Here is a 14,592-nt window from a genome sequence, read left to right on the forward strand (position 1 = left end):
GCGGGAGGAAGCGTGCGACATCTGACAACATTGTTGTTATCCCTGGCGGTGCTGGTCACCGCCGGGTGCGGCTGGCATCTGCGTAGCACTACGCAGGTGCCCAGCACGATGAAAACTATGATTCTTGATACAAGCGATCCGAATGGACCATTAAGCCGGGCGGTACGTAACCAACTGCGTCTTAACAATATTGAATTGCTTGAAAAAGATACAACGCGCCAGGATGTTCCGTCACTGCGCCTTGGCCGGACCAGTATCTCTAAAGATACCGCCTCCGTGTTCCAGGATGGCCGTACGGCGGAATACCAGATGGTCATGAGCGTCAGTGCAAGCGTTCTGATCCCGGGTCATGATATTTATCCGATCAGCACGAAAGTGTACCGTTCATTCTTTGATAACCCGCAAACCGCGCTGGCGAAGGATAATGAACAGGATATGATCATCAAAGAGATGTATGACAAAGCGGCCGAACAGTTGATTCGCAAGCTGCCGAGTATCCATGTCGCTGATGCTCAGTCATCCCAGGAAAACGCGGACGCCGCTGAAAACACCACGGCGACGCCAGCATCTTCCCCGGCACGCGTGTCCACCACGCTGGGTAACTGATGATCCGGTTGTACCCTGAACAACTCCGCGCACAGCTCAATGAAGGGCTGCGCGCGGCGTATTTGCTCCTGGGCAACGACCCTCTCTTGTTGCAGGAAAGCCAGGACGCTATTCGTCTGACGGCCGCTGCGCAAGGGTTCGAAGAACACCACGCCTTTACGATCGACACCAGCACCGACTGGGGAACTCTGTTCTCACAGTGTCAGGCAATGAGCCTGTTTGCCAGCCGTCAAACGCTGCTGTTGTTGCTACCGGAAAATGGCCCGAATGCGGCGATCAATGAACAGCTCGCAACGCTCAGCGGTTTGCTGCATGACGACCTGCTGCTGATCGTGCGCGGAAACAAGCTCACTAAAGCCCAGGAAAACGCCGCCTGGTATACCTCGCTGGCGGGCACTGGCGTGCAGGTAAGCTGTCAGACACCGGAGCAAGCGCAGCTACCGCGCTGGGTTGCCGCCAGAGCAAAGCAGAATAATTTGCAACTGGATGACGCCGCGAATCAGCTGCTGTGTTATTGCTACGAAGGCAACCTGCTGGCGCTGGCGCAGGCGCTGGAGCGGCTTTCACTCCTCTGGCCTGACGGTAAGCTCACGCTTCCACGCGTAGAGCAGGCCGTCAACGACGCGGCGCACTTTACGCCATACCATTGGGTGGATGCGTTATTGATGGGCAAAAGCAAACGCGCCCTGCATATTTTGCAGCAACTGCGCCTTGAAGGCAGTGAACCCGTGATCCTGCTGCGCACCCTGCAACGCGAATTACTGATGCTGGTTAACCTTAAACGGCAATCCGCCCATACGCCTCTGCGCACGCTGTTTGATAAACATCGGGTATGGCAAAACCGTCGCGGCATGATTGGCGATGCGTTGAATCGGCTCCAGCAGACCCAGCTTCGCCAGGCAGTGCAACTGTTGACGCGGACGGAAATTACGCTAAAACAAGATTATGGACAGTCAGTGTGGGCTGAGCTGGAGGGGCTTTCTCTTCTTCTCTGCCACAAAGCGCTGGCAGATGTTTTTATTGATGGTTGATATGAAATCGTTACAGGCTCTGTTCGGCGGCACCTTTGATCCCGTGCATTATGGTCATCTCAAGCCCGTGGAAACACTGGCCAATCTGATTGGTCTGTCGCGGGTGATTGTCATGCCCAATAACGTACCGCCTCATCGTCCACAGCCTGAAGCGTCCAGCGCACAGCGTAAATATATGCTTGAGCTGGCTATCGCCGACAAGCCGCTGTTTATCCTGGATGAGCGCGAACTCAAACGCGATACCGCCTCTTACACCGCGCAAACGCTGAAAGAGTGGCGTGAAGAGCAAGGCCCGGACGCGCCGCTGGCGTTTATCATCGGCCAGGACTCCTTACTGACGTTCCCGACCTGGCATGACTATGAAACCATTCTGGACAATACTCACCTGATCGTTTGCCGACGCCCCGGCTACCCGCTTGAGATGGTGAAAGAGCAACATCAGCAGTGGCTGGAGCGCCATTTAACCCATACGCCGGACGATCTGCACGCGCTCCCGGCGGGTAAAATTTATCTGGCTGAAACGCCCTGGTTCAATATCTCCGCCACCCTTATCCGCGAGCGACTGGAGAAAGGCGAACCGTGCGACGATCTCATGCCGGAATCCGTCCTGAACTACATCAACCAGCAAGGGTTGTATCGGTAAAGACTTCCGCCAGCGCCGTCAGCAGGCGGCGGTTCTCTTCCTGACTGCGAATCGCCACCCGGTAATAACGCGCGTCAAGCCCCGGATAGTTAGCACAGCTGCGGATCAGAATGTGCTTTTCCAGCAAGGCGCGTTGCAAATCCAGACCTTCCCGCTCACAGCGTAATAAAAGATAATTCGCCCGACCGGGATAAACCGTTAGCTCAGGAAACGCATGTAACCGCTGACGGAAGCGTTGCCCCTCCTCCGCCAGCCACTGCCAGGTCGCCTGGTGATAGGCGGCATCCTGCAAGATAACCTCTCCGGCCAGCGCCGCAAACGCGTTGATTGACCAGGGCATCTGTTGCGCTCTCATTCGCGCGACCGCCTGCTCGTCGCTGTTCACCAGATAGCCCAGCCGCAGCCCCGGAATGGCGTAAAATTTGGTGAGCGAACGCAGCACCCAGATATGCGGGTTGCCCTGCAACAGCGGAATAAAGCCCTCTTCACCCGGAATAAAATCGATAAACGCCTCATCCAGGATCAGCGCGATCCCCTGCGTCTTACAGCGTTCCGCAATAGCCAGTAACAGTTCGCGGGCAGGCAGGAGTCCGGTTGGATTATTTGGCGTACAGAGAAACAGGCAGTCCAGATCCGGGGTCAGCGCATTCAGAATGGCGTCCGTGAGTTGCCAGCCATCGGCTTCGCGAAGCGCAAATTCATGTATCTCACACGCGCCCCACTGTAGCGCACGGCGATACTCGGCAAAGCCCGGCGTGACGATCATGGCATGACGCGGCTTCAGCCCGTGAACCAGCGTGAAGATGGATTCCGTCTCGCCATTTCCGGCCAGGAGCCATGACGCGGGGATCTGATGGTGCTGCGCCAGCGCCTGGTGCAGATGCTGATAATCCACATCAGGATACCGCTCCGCGCAGGTAAGATTGTCGATAAGCGCGCGTTTTAAGCGCCCTGGCATACCCAGAGGATTAATATTTGCGCTAAAATCCAGCAACTGTTCAGGCGAGATGCCCAACAATGCGGCGGCTTCCCGGGTGTTACCGCCATGCGCACTCCTCAGTAAAGGCATCTTGCCTCCGATAAAAAGTCTATTTTAGTGAAAAAGCGCTTCGCAATCAGGGTGAATATCATATTTTGCGCGAATACATATCACGAGGAAAAACATGCGACTCTGGTTAGTTCGTCATGGGGAAACCGAAGCCAATGTAGCCGGATTATACAGCGGCCACGCCCCCACTCCGCTGACAGAAAAAGGGATAGCCCAGGCGCAAACGTTGAATAACCTGCTGCGCAATGTCCCCTTCGACAACGTATTCTGTAGCGAACTGGAACGCGCCCGCCACACGGCGCGGCTGGTGCTTCACGACCGCGACGTACCGCAGCGCCTGTTCCCGGAGCTTAACGAGATGTTTTTTGGCGACTGGGAGATGCGTCATCACCACGATCTGAGCCACGAAGACGCGGCAAGCTACGCGGCCTGGTGTACCGACTGGCAGAACGCCGTCCCGACCAATGGGGAAGGCTTCCAGGCATTCTCACAACGCGTAGAGCGCTTTATTGCACAACTTACTGATTATAAAGATAATAAAAACCTGCTGGTCGTGAGCCACCAGGGGGTTCTGAGTCTCATGATCGCGCGATTATTGTCCATGCCCGCCGCCTCATTATGGCATTTCAGGGTTGAGCAAGGATGCTGGAGCGCCATTGATTTTTGTGAAGATTTCGCCACGCTGAAGGTGTTAAACAGTCGGGCCGTCTGGCATCACGGCGAGTGATATTTCTGTTTTTTCTCCTCGGGGGCGTTTCGACCATTGACACCCCCTGACAGGCTGCTATCCTCCGCGCCAGACTTCTCCCGCCCTTCAGAGCTTTGCAGAAATTGTTTTACAAAAATGGCGATGCAATCTGTTGTGCGGGATGGGATGATAACCCACTTTTAAACGCCCGTTGATGACATTAGTCCCGACATCGCCTCGGGTTCAGGTATACTGACAGGCTTATTTATATTCATCCGTAATACCCAGGGGGAAAACTTGCAGGGTAAAGCACTCCAGGATTTTGTAATCGACAAAATTGATGACCTGAAAGGTCAGGACATCATCACCTTAGATGTTCAGGGTAAATCCAGTATCACCGACTGCATGATTATCTGCACCGGTACATCCAGCCGTCACGTTATGTCTATTGCTGACCACGTTGTACAGGAATCTCGCGCGGCGGGCATGTTGCCGCTTGGCGTTGAAGGTGAAAGCGTAGCCGACTGGATTGTCGTTGACCTGGGTGATGTGATTGTCCATGTCATGCAGGAAGAGAGCCGTCGCCTGTATGAACTGGAAAAACTCTGGAGTTAATGCGTGAAGCTTCAACTTGTCGCTGTCGGTACGAAAATGCCCGACTGGGTACAAACCGGTTTTACGGAGTATCTCCGGCGTTTTCCGAAAGACATGCCGTTTGAGCTGATCGAAATTCCAGCGGGCAAACGCGGCAAGAACGCGGATATTAAACGTATTCTCGACAAAGAGGGTGAGCAGATGCTGGCGGCCGCAGGCAAAAACCGTATCGTCACCCTTGATATCCCAGGGAAACCCTGGGACACGCCGCAGCTGGCGACTGAGCTGGAGCGCTGGAAGCTGGATGGTCGCGACGTCAGTCTCCTGATTGGCGGCCCTGAGGGGTTGTCTCCGGCCTGTAAAGCGGCGGCGGAACAAAGCTGGTCACTTTCTGCGTTAACCCTCCCTCACCCGCTGGTTCGGGTGCTGGTGGCAGAGAGTCTGTACCGGGCGTGGAGTATTACCACCAACCACCCTTATCACCGTGAGTGATTATTAAGCCTTGAGTAGATTAAGCAGCGGATGAAACTACAGAATTCTTTTCGCGACTATACGGCTGAGTCCGCGCTGTTCGTGCGCCGGGCGCTGGTCGCTTTTTTGGGTATTTTGCTGCTGACCGGCGTGCTCATCGCCAACCTTTATAATCTGCAAATCGTGCGTTTCACCGATTACCAGACCCGCTCAAACGAAAACCGCATCAAACTGGTCCCTATCGCCCCCAGCCGTGGGATCATCTATGACCGTAACGGCATCCCTCTCGCCCTCAACCGCACTATTTATCAGATAGAAATGATGCCGGAGAAGGTCGATAACGTTCAGCAAACGCTGGATGCGTTACGCAGCGTGGTCGATTTGAACGACGATGACATTGCCGCGTTCAAGAAAGAGCGCGCGCGTTCACACCGTTTTACCTCTATTCCCGTCAAAACGAACCTGACCGAAGTGCAGGTCGCGCGTTTTGCCGTCAACCAGTACCGTTTTCCTGGCGTGGAAGTGAAAGGCTACAAGCGCCGCTACTATCCTTACAACTCCGCGCTGACCCACGTCATCGGCTACGTTTCGAAGATTAACGATAAAGACGTCGAACGCCTTGATAAAGACGGTAAGCTGGCCAACTACGCCGCCACGCACGATATAGGCAAGCTGGGGATTGAGCGCTATTACGAAGAGGTGCTGCACGGCCAGACGGGTTATGAAGAGGTTGAAGTTAACAACCGTGGCCGCGTCATCCGTCAGCTTAAAGAGGTGCCGCCGCAGGCCGGGCATGACATCCATCTCACAATTGACCTGAAACTCCAGCAATATATTGAAACGCTGCTGGCGGGCAGCCGCGCCGCCGTGATCGTAACCGACCCACGGACAGGCGGCGTACTGGCGCTGGTTTCCATGCCGAGCTACGACCCGAACCTGTTTGTGGATGGCATCTCCAGCAAAGATTACTCAGGGTTGCTCAACGACCCGAATACGCCGCTGGTTAACCGGGCGACGCAAGGTGTTTACCCGCCGGCCTCAACGGTTAAACCGTATGTCGCGGTGTCCGCTTTAAGCGCTGGGGTGATCACCCGCAATACCAGCCTGTTCGACCCCGGATGGTGGCAGTTGCCGGGTTCTGAGAAGCGTTACCGTGACTGGAAAAAATGGGGTCACGGTCATCTGAATATCACCAAATCCCTTGAAGAGTCAGCGGATACCTTCTTCTACCAGGTGGCCTATGACATGGGGATAGACCGACTCTCCGAGTGGATGAGCAAATTTGGATACGGGGAATATACCGGCATCGATCTGGCTGAAGAGCGTTCCGGCAATATGCCAACCCGTGAATGGAAGCAAAAACGCTTTAAAAAGCCGTGGTATCAGGGCGATACCATCCCGGTGGGCATCGGCCAGGGTTACTGGACGGCGACCCCGATCCAGATGAGCAAGGCGCTGATGATCCTGATTAACGACGGGGTGGTAAAAGTGCCGCATCTGCTGATGAGCACGGCGGAGAATGGCAAACAGGTGCCGTGGGTACAGCCGCACGAACCGCCTGTCGGCGATATTCACTCCGGTTACTGGGAAATCGCCAAAGACGGCATGTACGGCGTCGCAAACCGCGCGAACGGCACTGCGCATAAATATTTCGCCAGCGCGCCGTATAAAATCGCCGCGAAGTCTGGTACGGCACAGGTCTTTGGCCTGAAAGCCAACGAAACCTACAACGCGCACAAAATTGCTGAACGACTACGCGACCATAAACTGATGACGGCATTCGCGCCGTATAACAATCCCCAGGTTGCTGTCGCCATGATCCTGGAAAACGGCGGCGCGGGCCCGGCTGTCGGTACAATTATGCGTCAGATTCTTGACCACATCATGTTGGGCGACAACAACACCAATTTGCCTGCGGAAAACCCGGCGGTTGCAGCGGCGGAGGACCAATAATCGTGACGGATAATCCGAACAAAAAAACATTCTGGGATAAAATCCATATCGATCCCACGATGTTACTGATTCTGCTGGCGCTGCTGGTTTACAGTTCATTAGTCATCTGGAGCGCCAGCGGCCAGGATATTGGCATGATGGAGCGAAAAATCGGTCAGATCGCGATGGGTCTGGTCATTATGGTGGTGATGGCGCAAATCCCGCCTCGTGTCTACGAAGGATGGGCGCCCTATCTCTATATTTTCTGCATCATCCTGCTGGTGGCGGTAGACGCCTTCGGGGCGATATCCAAAGGAGCGCAACGCTGGCTGGATCTGGGGATCGTCCGTTTTCAGCCTTCTGAAATCGCCAAGATCGCCGTCCCCCTGATGGTGGCGCGCTTTATCAACCGTGATGTCTGCCCGCCGTCGCTGAAAAACACGGCTATCGCGCTGGTATTGATTTTTATGCCGACGCTGCTGGTCGCCGCGCAGCCTGACCTGGGCACCTCGATTCTGGTCGCCCTTTCCGGCCTGTTCGTGCTGTTTTTGTCTGGTTTGAGCTGGCGTTTAATCGGCATTGCGGTGGTGCTGATTGCCGCGTTTATCCCGATCATGTGGTTCTTCCTGATGCATGATTATCAGCGCCAGCGCGTCATGATGCTTCTCGACCCGGAGACCGACCCTTTAGGCGCGGGTTATCATATCATCCAGTCTAAAATTGCGATTGGCTCCGGCGGCCTGCGCGGTAAAGGCTGGCTGCACGGCACTCAGTCGCAGCTTGAGTTTTTACCCGAACGCCACACCGACTTTATCTTCGCCGTACTGGCGGAAGAGTTAGGTCTGGTGGGAATATTAATCCTGCTGGCGCTCTACATTCTGCTGATTATGCGCGGACTGTGGATCGCTGCCCGCGCGCAAACCACCTTTGGCCGCGTGATGGCCGGTGGTTTAATGTTGATATTATTCGTTTATGTCTTCGTAAATATTGGTATGGTGAGCGGTATTCTGCCCGTTGTAGGGGTTCCACTCCCGCTGGTCAGTTACGGAGGCTCCGCACTGATAGTGCTGATGGCCGGGTTCGGGATTGTTATGTCGATCCACACCCACAGAAAAATGTTGTCGAAAAGCGTGTAAGGGGTGCGCAATGCGTAAGCAGTTGCCAGGAGTCTGCGTCGCGGCAGGAATAATGTTACTCGCGGCGTGTTCGAGTGATGATGGTCAGCAGCAGGTTGCCGTCGCGCCGCAGCCTGCGGTGTGTAACGGGCCGATTGTTGAGATCGGCGGGGCGGAGCCACGTTATGAACCTCTGAGCCCGACAGCAAATCAGGATTATCAACGAGACGGTAGAAGCTACAAAATTGTCCAGGACCCGTCTCGCTTTAGCCAGGCCGGGCTTGCCGCCATTTATGATGCGGAACCCGGCAGCAATTTGACCGCATCAGGCGAAGCGTTTGACCCGATGCAGCTCACCGCTGCGCATCCAACGCTGCCGATCCCGAGCTATGCGCGAATCACGAATCTGGCGAATGGCCGGATGATCGTGGTACGCATTAACGATCGCGGCCCTTACGGTAACGATCGGGTGATTTCACTCTCCCGCGCGGCAGCCGATCGTCTGAATACGTCGAATAACACCAAAGTCCGCGTTGATCCCATTATCGTTGCGCAGGATGGTTCACTGTCAGGGCCAGGCATGGCCTGCACGACAGTGGCGAAACAGACCTACGCCCTGCCCGCGCGCCCTGATTTAAGCGGCGGCATGGGCAGCGTCTCTTCCGCGCCGGAATCGGTACAGCCGCAAGGCGATGTCCGAGCGATAAGCAATTCGACGCTGAAAAGCGATGATCCAAGCGGCGCACCGGTCAACAGCAGCGGCTTCCTTGGCGCGCCGACCACGCTCGCCTCCGGGGTGCTCGAAGGCAGCGAAGCAACGCCCGCGCCACAGCCCGCCGCAGCGACACCCGCCGCGCCGGTAACGGCTCCTGGTTCGACTCAGGGCGCAGTCGCTGCCCCGACGCCGACTCCAGCTCCGGCCGCCGCAAGCAGCGGTTTCGTGGTTCAGGTTGGCGCGGTCAGCGATCAAACGCGCGCGCAGCAGTACCAGCAGCGTTTAAGCCAGCAGTTTGGCGTACCGGGGCGTGTGATGCAAAACGGCGCGGTCTGGCGCATTCAGCTTGGGCCATTCGCCAGCAAAACTGAAGCCAGCGCGTTGCAGCAGCGTCTGCAATCTGAAGCCCAGTTACAGTCCTTTATCGCCAGCGCGCAGTAGCCTGCAAAGGGCATCTGAATTGTCAATTTCTGTAAATGACATTAACAAAGTCACGCGGAAAGTCAGATGCCTGCCGGTTATGCTTTTGCTATAGTAGGGCACTTTTTTTAATTCCATCACGGACGTCGTAGTTCAGACCATGAAGACCACTTTTTCCGCTCGTTTCATGCAGCGCATGGCGCTCACCACGGCTCTTTGCGCCGCCTTTATCACAAGCGCGCATGCCGATGACCTGAATATCAAAACCATGATCCCAGGCGTTCCGCAGATCGATGCGGAGTCGTATATCCTGATCGACTACAACTCCGGCAAAGTGCTGGCGGAACAAAATGCGGATACGCGCCGCGATCCCGCCAGCCTGACCAAAATGATGACCAGCTATGTCATCGGCCAGGCGATGAAAGCAGGGAAATTTAAAGAAACCGATCTGGTGACGATCGGCAACGACGCCTGGGCTACCGGCAACCCGGTATTTAAAGGCTCGTCCCTGATGTTCCTGAAACCGGGTATGCAAGTTCCTGTTTCCCAGTTAATCCGTGGTATTAACCTGCAATCCGGCAACGACGCCTGCGTGGCGATGGCCGACTTTGCCGCCGGCAGCCAGGATGCCTTCGTCGGGCTGATGAACAGCTATGTGAATGCCCTGGGTCTGAAAAACACCCACTTCCAGACCGTTCATGGCCTGGATGCTGATGGACAATACAGCTCTGCGCGCGACATGGCGCTGATCGGCCAGGCGTTAATCCGCGATGTGCCAAACGAATACTCTATCTACAAAGAAAAAGAGTTCACCTTCAACGGGATTCGCCAGTTAAACCGCAATGGTCTGCTGTGGGACAACAGCCTGAACGTTGACGGGATCAAAACCGGCCACACGGATAAAGCAGGCTACAACCTCGTGGCGTCGGCAACTGAAGGCCAGATGCGCCTGATCTCTGCGGTGATGGGTGGACGTACCTACAAAGGTCGTGAAACAGAAAGCAAAAAACTGCTGACCTGGGGCTTCCGCTTCTTTGAAACCGTGAACCCGCTGAAAGTCGGGAAAGAGTTTGCCTCTGAACCGGCCTGGTTTGGCGACACCGACCGCGCCTCGCTGGGTGTGGATAAAGACGTCTATCTGACTATCCCTCGCGGCCGCATGAAAGATCTGAAAGCCAGCTATGTGCTGAACACGGCGGAACTGCATGCCCCGTTGCAGAAAAACCAGGTCGTCGGCACAATCAACTTCCAATTGGATGGCAAAACCATTGAGCAGCGCCCGCTGGTGGTACTACAGGAAATTCCTGAAGGTAACTTCTTCGGCAAAATCATTGATTACATTAAATTAATGTTCCATCACTGGTTTGGTTAAAAATTAAGCACTTGAAAGTGTGATTTCCATCCCCATATACTGAGTATCCTGATAACTCCCACACGCTGTGGGAGTTATTATTTTTTGATGTAATGCCGGAGCTGACATGAAAACCAAACTTAACGAACTGCTTGAATTCCCTACGCCATTTACTTACAAAGTAATGGGGCAGGCGTTGCCTGAGCTGGTTGATCAGGTGGTTGAAGTGGTACAGCGCCATGCGCCAGGTGATTACTCCCCGACGGTAAAACCGAGCAGCAAAGGTAACTACCACTCGGTCTCTATCACCATCAACGCAACCCATATCGAGCAGGTTGAAACACTGTACGAAGAACTGGGTAATATCGATATCGTTCGTATGGTGCTGTAATACATCCGTTCGTTACCCGGCGTTGCCCGGGTAACATCCTCCCCCGCTGTGATATACTTTTCTCCCTCTTTTGTTCATTCTCTACGGAGATGCCGTTTTGTATCAGGATAAAATTCTTGTCCGCCAGCTCGGTCTTCAGCCCTACGAACCCGTTTCCCAGGCCATGCACGAATTCACCGATACCCGCGATGAAAACACGCCCGATGAGATCTGGTTAGTTGAGCACTTTCCTGTTTTCACCCAGGGTCAGGCCGGTAAAGCGGAGCATGTATTAATGCCCGGCGATATTCCGGTGATCCAGAGCGATCGTGGCGGGCAAGTCACCTATCACGGCCCCGGCCAGCAGGTAATGTATGTTCTGCTGAATCTTAAACGCCGTAAGCTGGGCGTGCGGGAGCTGGTAACGCTGCTGGAACAAACCGTCGTCAATACGCTTGCCGAACTGGGTATTGATGCGCATCCGCGAGCCGATGCGCCCGGAGTTTATGTGGGAGAAAAAAAGATCTGCTCACTGGGTTTACGAATCCGTCGCGGCTGCTCTTTTCATGGTCTGGCATTAAACGTCAATATGGATCTCTCTCCGTTCTTACGCATCAATCCTTGCGGTTATGCCGGGATGGAAATGGCGAAAATATCGCAATGGGATAATAACGCAACGACGGATAATATTGCCCCTCGCCTGTTGGCCAATATTTTAGCCCTGCTAAACAATCCACCTCATGAATATATTCCTGCTTAATCAATAAAATATAATGACCCACGCAATTCATGGGTCATTAACTATATATTGCTTGAATGCTTTACTTCTCCGCCCGGTTTCTATATTTTCGTTATGCCTAAGCTAAAACCGTCAATGACGCAACCTCATCAGCCATCAGAATGAGGGGATTCGCCGTGGCTAAAATCCGAATGTACTGTTTGTTACCCTGTTGAAATTGTTACTGATATTGACATTCAGGCGATATTTAAGCCAAATCAAAAATGCAATAAATATAAACCCTACTATTATTTATAACGTGAATAAATTCGGAGCGAGAGCGTGAATGATAATAATCTGCCGGGACGACGTCTAATCGAGCAACGGCCAGAAGACAAACCTCAAATTTTCAGAACGCTGAGAAATATTGACCTTAATCTCTTGACTATTTTTGAAGCGGTATACGTTCATAAAGGCATCGTCAATGCTGCGAAAATTCTTAATTTAACGCCATCCGCTATTAGCCAGTCTATTCAAAAATTACGCGCTATATTTCCCGACCCGCTATTTATCCGTAAAGGCCAGGGCGTGACCCCGACGGCCTATGCCACCCATCTGCATGAGTATATTAGCCAGGGGCTGGAATCTATTCTGGGCGCGCTGGATCTGACCGGCAGTTACGACAAACAGCGCACCATCACGATAGGCACGCCTCCCTCTATCGGGGCGTTAGTCATGCCAACCATCTATCAGGCGATCAAATCCCGGTATCCGCAGCTTCTGTTACGCAACATTCCGGTAAGCGACGCCGAATGCCAGCTCAGCCAGTTTCAGACCGATTTGGTCATCGATACCCATATCTACAGTAGTCGGGCCATTCATCACCATGTGCTGTTTGCCGATACTGTTGAGCTGGTTTGTCGCCAGGATCACCCTTCACTTTCCGCCCCGCTAACCGAAGAGAAGCTGAAAGCGGTCGACCATACTCTGCTGATGCTCGAAGGGCAGAATTTCAGCCTGGTGCGTCAGCGTATCCAGGACCTCTTCCCTGAACGACAAATCAACTTTAGCAGCTACAACATCTTCACCATTGCCTCACTCATCGCCAGCAGCGACCTGCTGGGGATGATGCCCACCCGGTTCTACACCTTATTTAGCCGTTGCTGGCCGCTCAAGCGCATTCCCTATGCGCCACTAAGCGATGAGAGAATCGACTTTTCGCTGCATTACAACAAATTAAGCTTGCGTGACCCGGTGCTGGAGAATGTTATTGATGTAATACGCGATGCGTTTCGAACGGGAGATGTTGCTGCTTAGTCACAGGAGATGTTGGGCAAATGGCACAAAACAACAACTATTTTACATTTTGCCGACCACTCAGGCTGCTTTATGGCCCGTTTCAATGATATACTGCCTGTAGTTAATTCAAAAATAGTTGATAAATGCAACATTCCCTTGAATTGAAACGCTTTCCTTCGTTATTCGCAACTGGAACACGCACGCTATGAGTAAACCCATTGTGATGGAACGCGGTGTTAAATACCGCGATGCCGATAAGATGGCCCTTATCCCGGTTAAAAATGTGGCAACAGAGCGCGAAGCCCTGCTGCGTAAACCGGAATGGATGAAAATAAAGCTTCCAGCGGACTCCACTCGTATCCAGGGCATCAAAGCGGCAATGCGCAAAAATGGCCTGCATTCTGTCTGCGAGGAAGCCTCTTGCCCTAACCTGGCGGAATGTTTCAATCACGGAACCGCCACCTTTATGATCCTCGGCGCGATTTGTACCCGCCGTTGCCCGTTCTGTGACGTTGCCCACGGTCGCCCTGTCGCCCCGGATACTAACGAACCATTAAAACTGGCTCAGACGATTGCGGATATGGCGTTACGCTATGTGGTTATCACCTCCGTTGACCGCGATGATCTGCGCGATGGCGGCGCTCAGCACTTTGCTGACTGCATTACCGCGATTCGTGAAAAAAGCCCGGCAATTAAAATTGAAACGCTGGTGCCTGACTTCCGTGGCCGTATGGATCGCGCACTGGAGATCCTTAACGCTACCCCGCCAGATGTGTTCAACCATAACCTTGAAAACGTACCGCGTGTCTATCGTCAGGTACGCCCAGGCGCCGATTACAACTGGTCGCTGAAACTGCTGGAGCGTTTCAAAGAGGCCCACCCGGAAATCCCAACCAAATCGGGTCTGATGGTCGGTCTGGGAGAAACCAACGCTGAAATCATTGAGGTTATGCGCGACTTGCGCCGTCATGGCGTCACCATGCTGACGCTGGGCCAGTATTTACAGCCAAGCCGCCATCACCTGCCGGTACAGCGTTATGTTAGCCCGGAAGAGTTCGATGAGATGAAAGCCGAAGCCATGGCGATGGGCTTTACCCATGCCGCTTGCGGGCCGTTTGTTCGTTCTTCTTACCATGCAGACATGCAGGCGAAAGGACTGGAAGTGAAGTGATCGAGTAATACTCGCTTACATTTAACGCATAAAAAACCCGCTTAAACGCGGGTTTTTTCTCTTCAGAGTCAGATGAAGGAGCATCCTGCTCGCGTCATGATCACTCTTTATGAGAGAGTTTCTCAGCCTGAATATCGCCGCCCGCTTCTTTTTTCGCGCCAGCGTCTTCATCATTCATCGCCTTTTTGAAACCTTTAATTGCCGTGCCCAGGTCTCCGCCCAGCGTACGTAACTTCCTGGTACCAAACAGCAGAACGACCAGTGCGGCAACCACCAGCAGTTTGGTAATACTAATCTCACCCATAGATACCTTCTTGACTTAAAATCAGGCGGCTTAACGCGCCATATTAACCTGAGAATATTAACGGTCATTCGACGCGCGCACACAATAGCAATCTGTAACAAGGTGAATCAAGCTTA

The 14,592-nt window shown here is 53.7% G+C and carries 16 protein-coding genes; 14 read left to right on the forward strand and 2 right to left on the reverse strand.

The annotated features are described in order from the left end of the window. Nucleotides 1-12 precede the first annotated feature (12 nt). The 3 genes from lptE to nadD are packed head-to-tail and all read left to right on the forward strand — an operon-like array spanning nucleotide 13 to nucleotide 2,280. Entirely contained in the window at nucleotides 13-606 is a 594-nt protein-coding gene (lptE, locus tag FD428_RS15135) for an LPS assembly lipoprotein LptE (protein WP_024130546.1), read from the forward strand. Continuing rightward, entirely contained in the window at nucleotides 606-1,637 is a 1,032-nt protein-coding gene (gene holA / locus FD428_RS15140) for a DNA polymerase III subunit delta (protein WP_012133346.1), read from the forward strand. Before lptE ends, holA begins: the two co-directional genes overlap by 1 nt. Nucleotide 1,638: 1 nt before the next feature. Further along, nucleotides 1,639-2,280 carry a nicotinate-nucleotide adenylyltransferase gene (gene nadD / locus FD428_RS15145; RefSeq protein WP_114847778.1) on the forward strand — a complete coding sequence of 214 codons (642 nt, stop codon included), beginning with the start codon at nucleotides 1,639-1,641 and terminating at the stop codon, nucleotides 2,278-2,280. Here nadD and cobD read toward each other — a convergent pair. Next, nucleotides 2,255-3,349 carry a threonine-phosphate decarboxylase CobD gene (gene cobD / locus FD428_RS15150; RefSeq protein WP_114847758.1) on the reverse strand — a complete coding sequence of 365 codons (1,095 nt, stop codon included), beginning with the start codon at nucleotides 3,347-3,349 and terminating at the stop codon, nucleotides 2,255-2,257. The genes nadD and cobD overlap by 26 nt on opposite strands. 94 nt (nucleotides 3,350-3,443) lie before the next feature. On the opposite strand from cobD, the gene FD428_RS15155 reads away from it, so the two are divergent. The 11 genes from FD428_RS15155 (at nucleotide 3,444) to lipA (ending at nucleotide 14,172) form a co-directional block, all read left to right on the forward strand. Further along, a complete protein-coding gene (locus FD428_RS15155; protein ID WP_114847757.1) occupies nucleotides 3,444-4,055 on the forward strand; it encodes an adenosylcobalamin/alpha-ribazole phosphatase in 612 nt (203 codons plus the stop codon). A 258-nt stretch (nucleotides 4,056-4,313) separates the two neighbouring features. Further along, complete coding sequence (gene rsfS, locus FD428_RS15160; protein ID WP_012133350.1) at nucleotides 4,314-4,631, forward strand: ribosome silencing factor; 318 nt, start codon at nucleotides 4,314-4,316, stop codon at nucleotides 4,629-4,631. Nucleotides 4,632-4,634: 3 nt separating this feature from the next. Continuing rightward, nucleotides 4,635-5,102 carry a 23S rRNA (pseudouridine(1915)-N(3))-methyltransferase RlmH gene (gene rlmH / locus FD428_RS15165; RefSeq protein WP_003022725.1) on the forward strand — a complete coding sequence of 156 codons (468 nt, stop codon included), beginning with the start codon at nucleotides 4,635-4,637 and terminating at the stop codon, nucleotides 5,100-5,102. Between the two features lie 30 nt (nucleotides 5,103-5,132). Beyond that, a complete protein-coding gene (mrdA, locus tag FD428_RS15170) occupies nucleotides 5,133-7,034 on the forward strand; it encodes a peptidoglycan DD-transpeptidase MrdA (RefSeq protein ID WP_071259763.1) in 1,902 nt (633 codons plus the stop codon). A 2-nt stretch (nucleotides 7,035-7,036) separates the two neighbouring features. Continuing rightward, on the forward strand, nucleotides 7,037-8,149 hold the full coding sequence (gene mrdB, locus FD428_RS15175; protein WP_012133352.1) for a peptidoglycan glycosyltransferase MrdB: 1,113 nt from the start codon (nucleotides 7,037-7,039) through the stop codon (nucleotides 8,147-8,149). Nucleotides 8,150-8,159: 10 nt separating this feature from the next. Further along, complete coding sequence (rlpA, locus tag FD428_RS15180; protein WP_112002164.1) at nucleotides 8,160-9,284, forward strand: endolytic peptidoglycan transglycosylase RlpA; 1,125 nt, start codon at nucleotides 8,160-8,162, stop codon at nucleotides 9,282-9,284. 139 nt (nucleotides 9,285-9,423) lie between these two features. Continuing rightward, nucleotides 9,424-10,635: a D-alanyl-D-alanine carboxypeptidase DacA gene (gene dacA, locus FD428_RS15185; protein ID WP_012133355.1), complete on the forward strand. Its 1,212-nt coding sequence runs from the start codon at nucleotides 9,424-9,426 to the stop codon at nucleotides 10,633-10,635. Between the two features lie 106 nt (nucleotides 10,636-10,741). Further along, nucleotides 10,742-11,005 (forward strand): DUF493 family protein YbeD, encoded by a 264-nt coding sequence (gene ybeD / locus FD428_RS15190; protein WP_000850547.1) that lies wholly within the window; start codon nucleotides 10,742-10,744, stop codon nucleotides 11,003-11,005. 97 nt (nucleotides 11,006-11,102) lie between these two features. Beyond that, entirely contained in the window at nucleotides 11,103-11,744 is a 642-nt protein-coding gene (gene lipB / locus FD428_RS15195) for a lipoyl(octanoyl) transferase LipB (protein WP_047458192.1), read from the forward strand. Between the two features lie 300 nt (nucleotides 11,745-12,044). After that, the gene (locus FD428_RS15200) at nucleotides 12,045-13,019 is read left to right on the forward strand and encodes a YbeF family transcriptional regulator (RefSeq protein WP_047458193.1); all 975 of its coding nucleotides are present in this window, start codon (nucleotides 12,045-12,047) and stop codon (nucleotides 13,017-13,019) included. A 187-nt stretch (nucleotides 13,020-13,206) separates the two neighbouring features. After that, entirely contained in the window at nucleotides 13,207-14,172 is a 966-nt protein-coding gene (gene lipA / locus FD428_RS15205; protein WP_012133358.1) for a lipoyl synthase, read from the forward strand. Nucleotides 14,173-14,272: 100 nt separating this feature from the next. Here lipA and tatE read toward each other — a convergent pair whose 3' ends face one another. Then, complete coding sequence (gene tatE / locus FD428_RS15210; protein WP_012133359.1) at nucleotides 14,273-14,476, reverse strand: twin-arginine translocase subunit TatE; 204 nt, start codon at nucleotides 14,474-14,476, stop codon at nucleotides 14,273-14,275. Between the last annotated feature and the right edge of the window lie 116 nt (nucleotides 14,477-14,592).

Source organism: Citrobacter sp. TBCP-5362, from assembly GCF_005406305.1.
GTDB lineage: Bacteria > Pseudomonadota > Gammaproteobacteria > Enterobacterales > Enterobacteriaceae > Citrobacter_B > Citrobacter_B koseri.

Excerpts from the sequence above, each read along its gene's own strand:
- lipA (WP_012133358.1), top strand. The coding sequence starts at position 13,207 with ATGAGTAAACCCATTGTGATGGAACGCGGTGTTAAATACCGCGATGCC.
- tatE (WP_012133359.1), bottom strand. The coding sequence starts at position 14,476 with ATGGGTGAGATTAGTATTACCAAACTGCTGGTGGTTGCCGCACTGGTC.
- cobD (WP_114847758.1), bottom strand. The coding sequence starts at position 3,349 with ATGCCTTTACTGAGGAGTGCGCATGGCGGTAACACCCGGGAAGCCGCC.
- rlpA (WP_112002164.1), top strand. The coding sequence starts at position 8,160 with ATGCGTAAGCAGTTGCCAGGAGTCTGCGTCGCGGCAGGAATAATGTTA.
- holA (WP_012133346.1), top strand. The coding sequence starts at position 606 with ATGATCCGGTTGTACCCTGAACAACTCCGCGCACAGCTCAATGAAGGG.
- nadD (WP_114847778.1), top strand. The coding sequence starts at position 1,639 with ATGAAATCGTTACAGGCTCTGTTCGGCGGCACCTTTGATCCCGTGCAT.
- mrdA (WP_071259763.1), top strand. The coding sequence starts at position 5,133 with ATGAAACTACAGAATTCTTTTCGCGACTATACGGCTGAGTCCGCGCTG.
- dacA (WP_012133355.1), top strand. The coding sequence starts at position 9,424 with ATGAAGACCACTTTTTCCGCTCGTTTCATGCAGCGCATGGCGCTCACC.
- FD428_RS15155 (WP_114847757.1), top strand. The coding sequence starts at position 3,444 with ATGCGACTCTGGTTAGTTCGTCATGGGGAAACCGAAGCCAATGTAGCC.
- ybeD (WP_000850547.1), top strand. The coding sequence starts at position 10,742 with ATGAAAACCAAACTTAACGAACTGCTTGAATTCCCTACGCCATTTACT.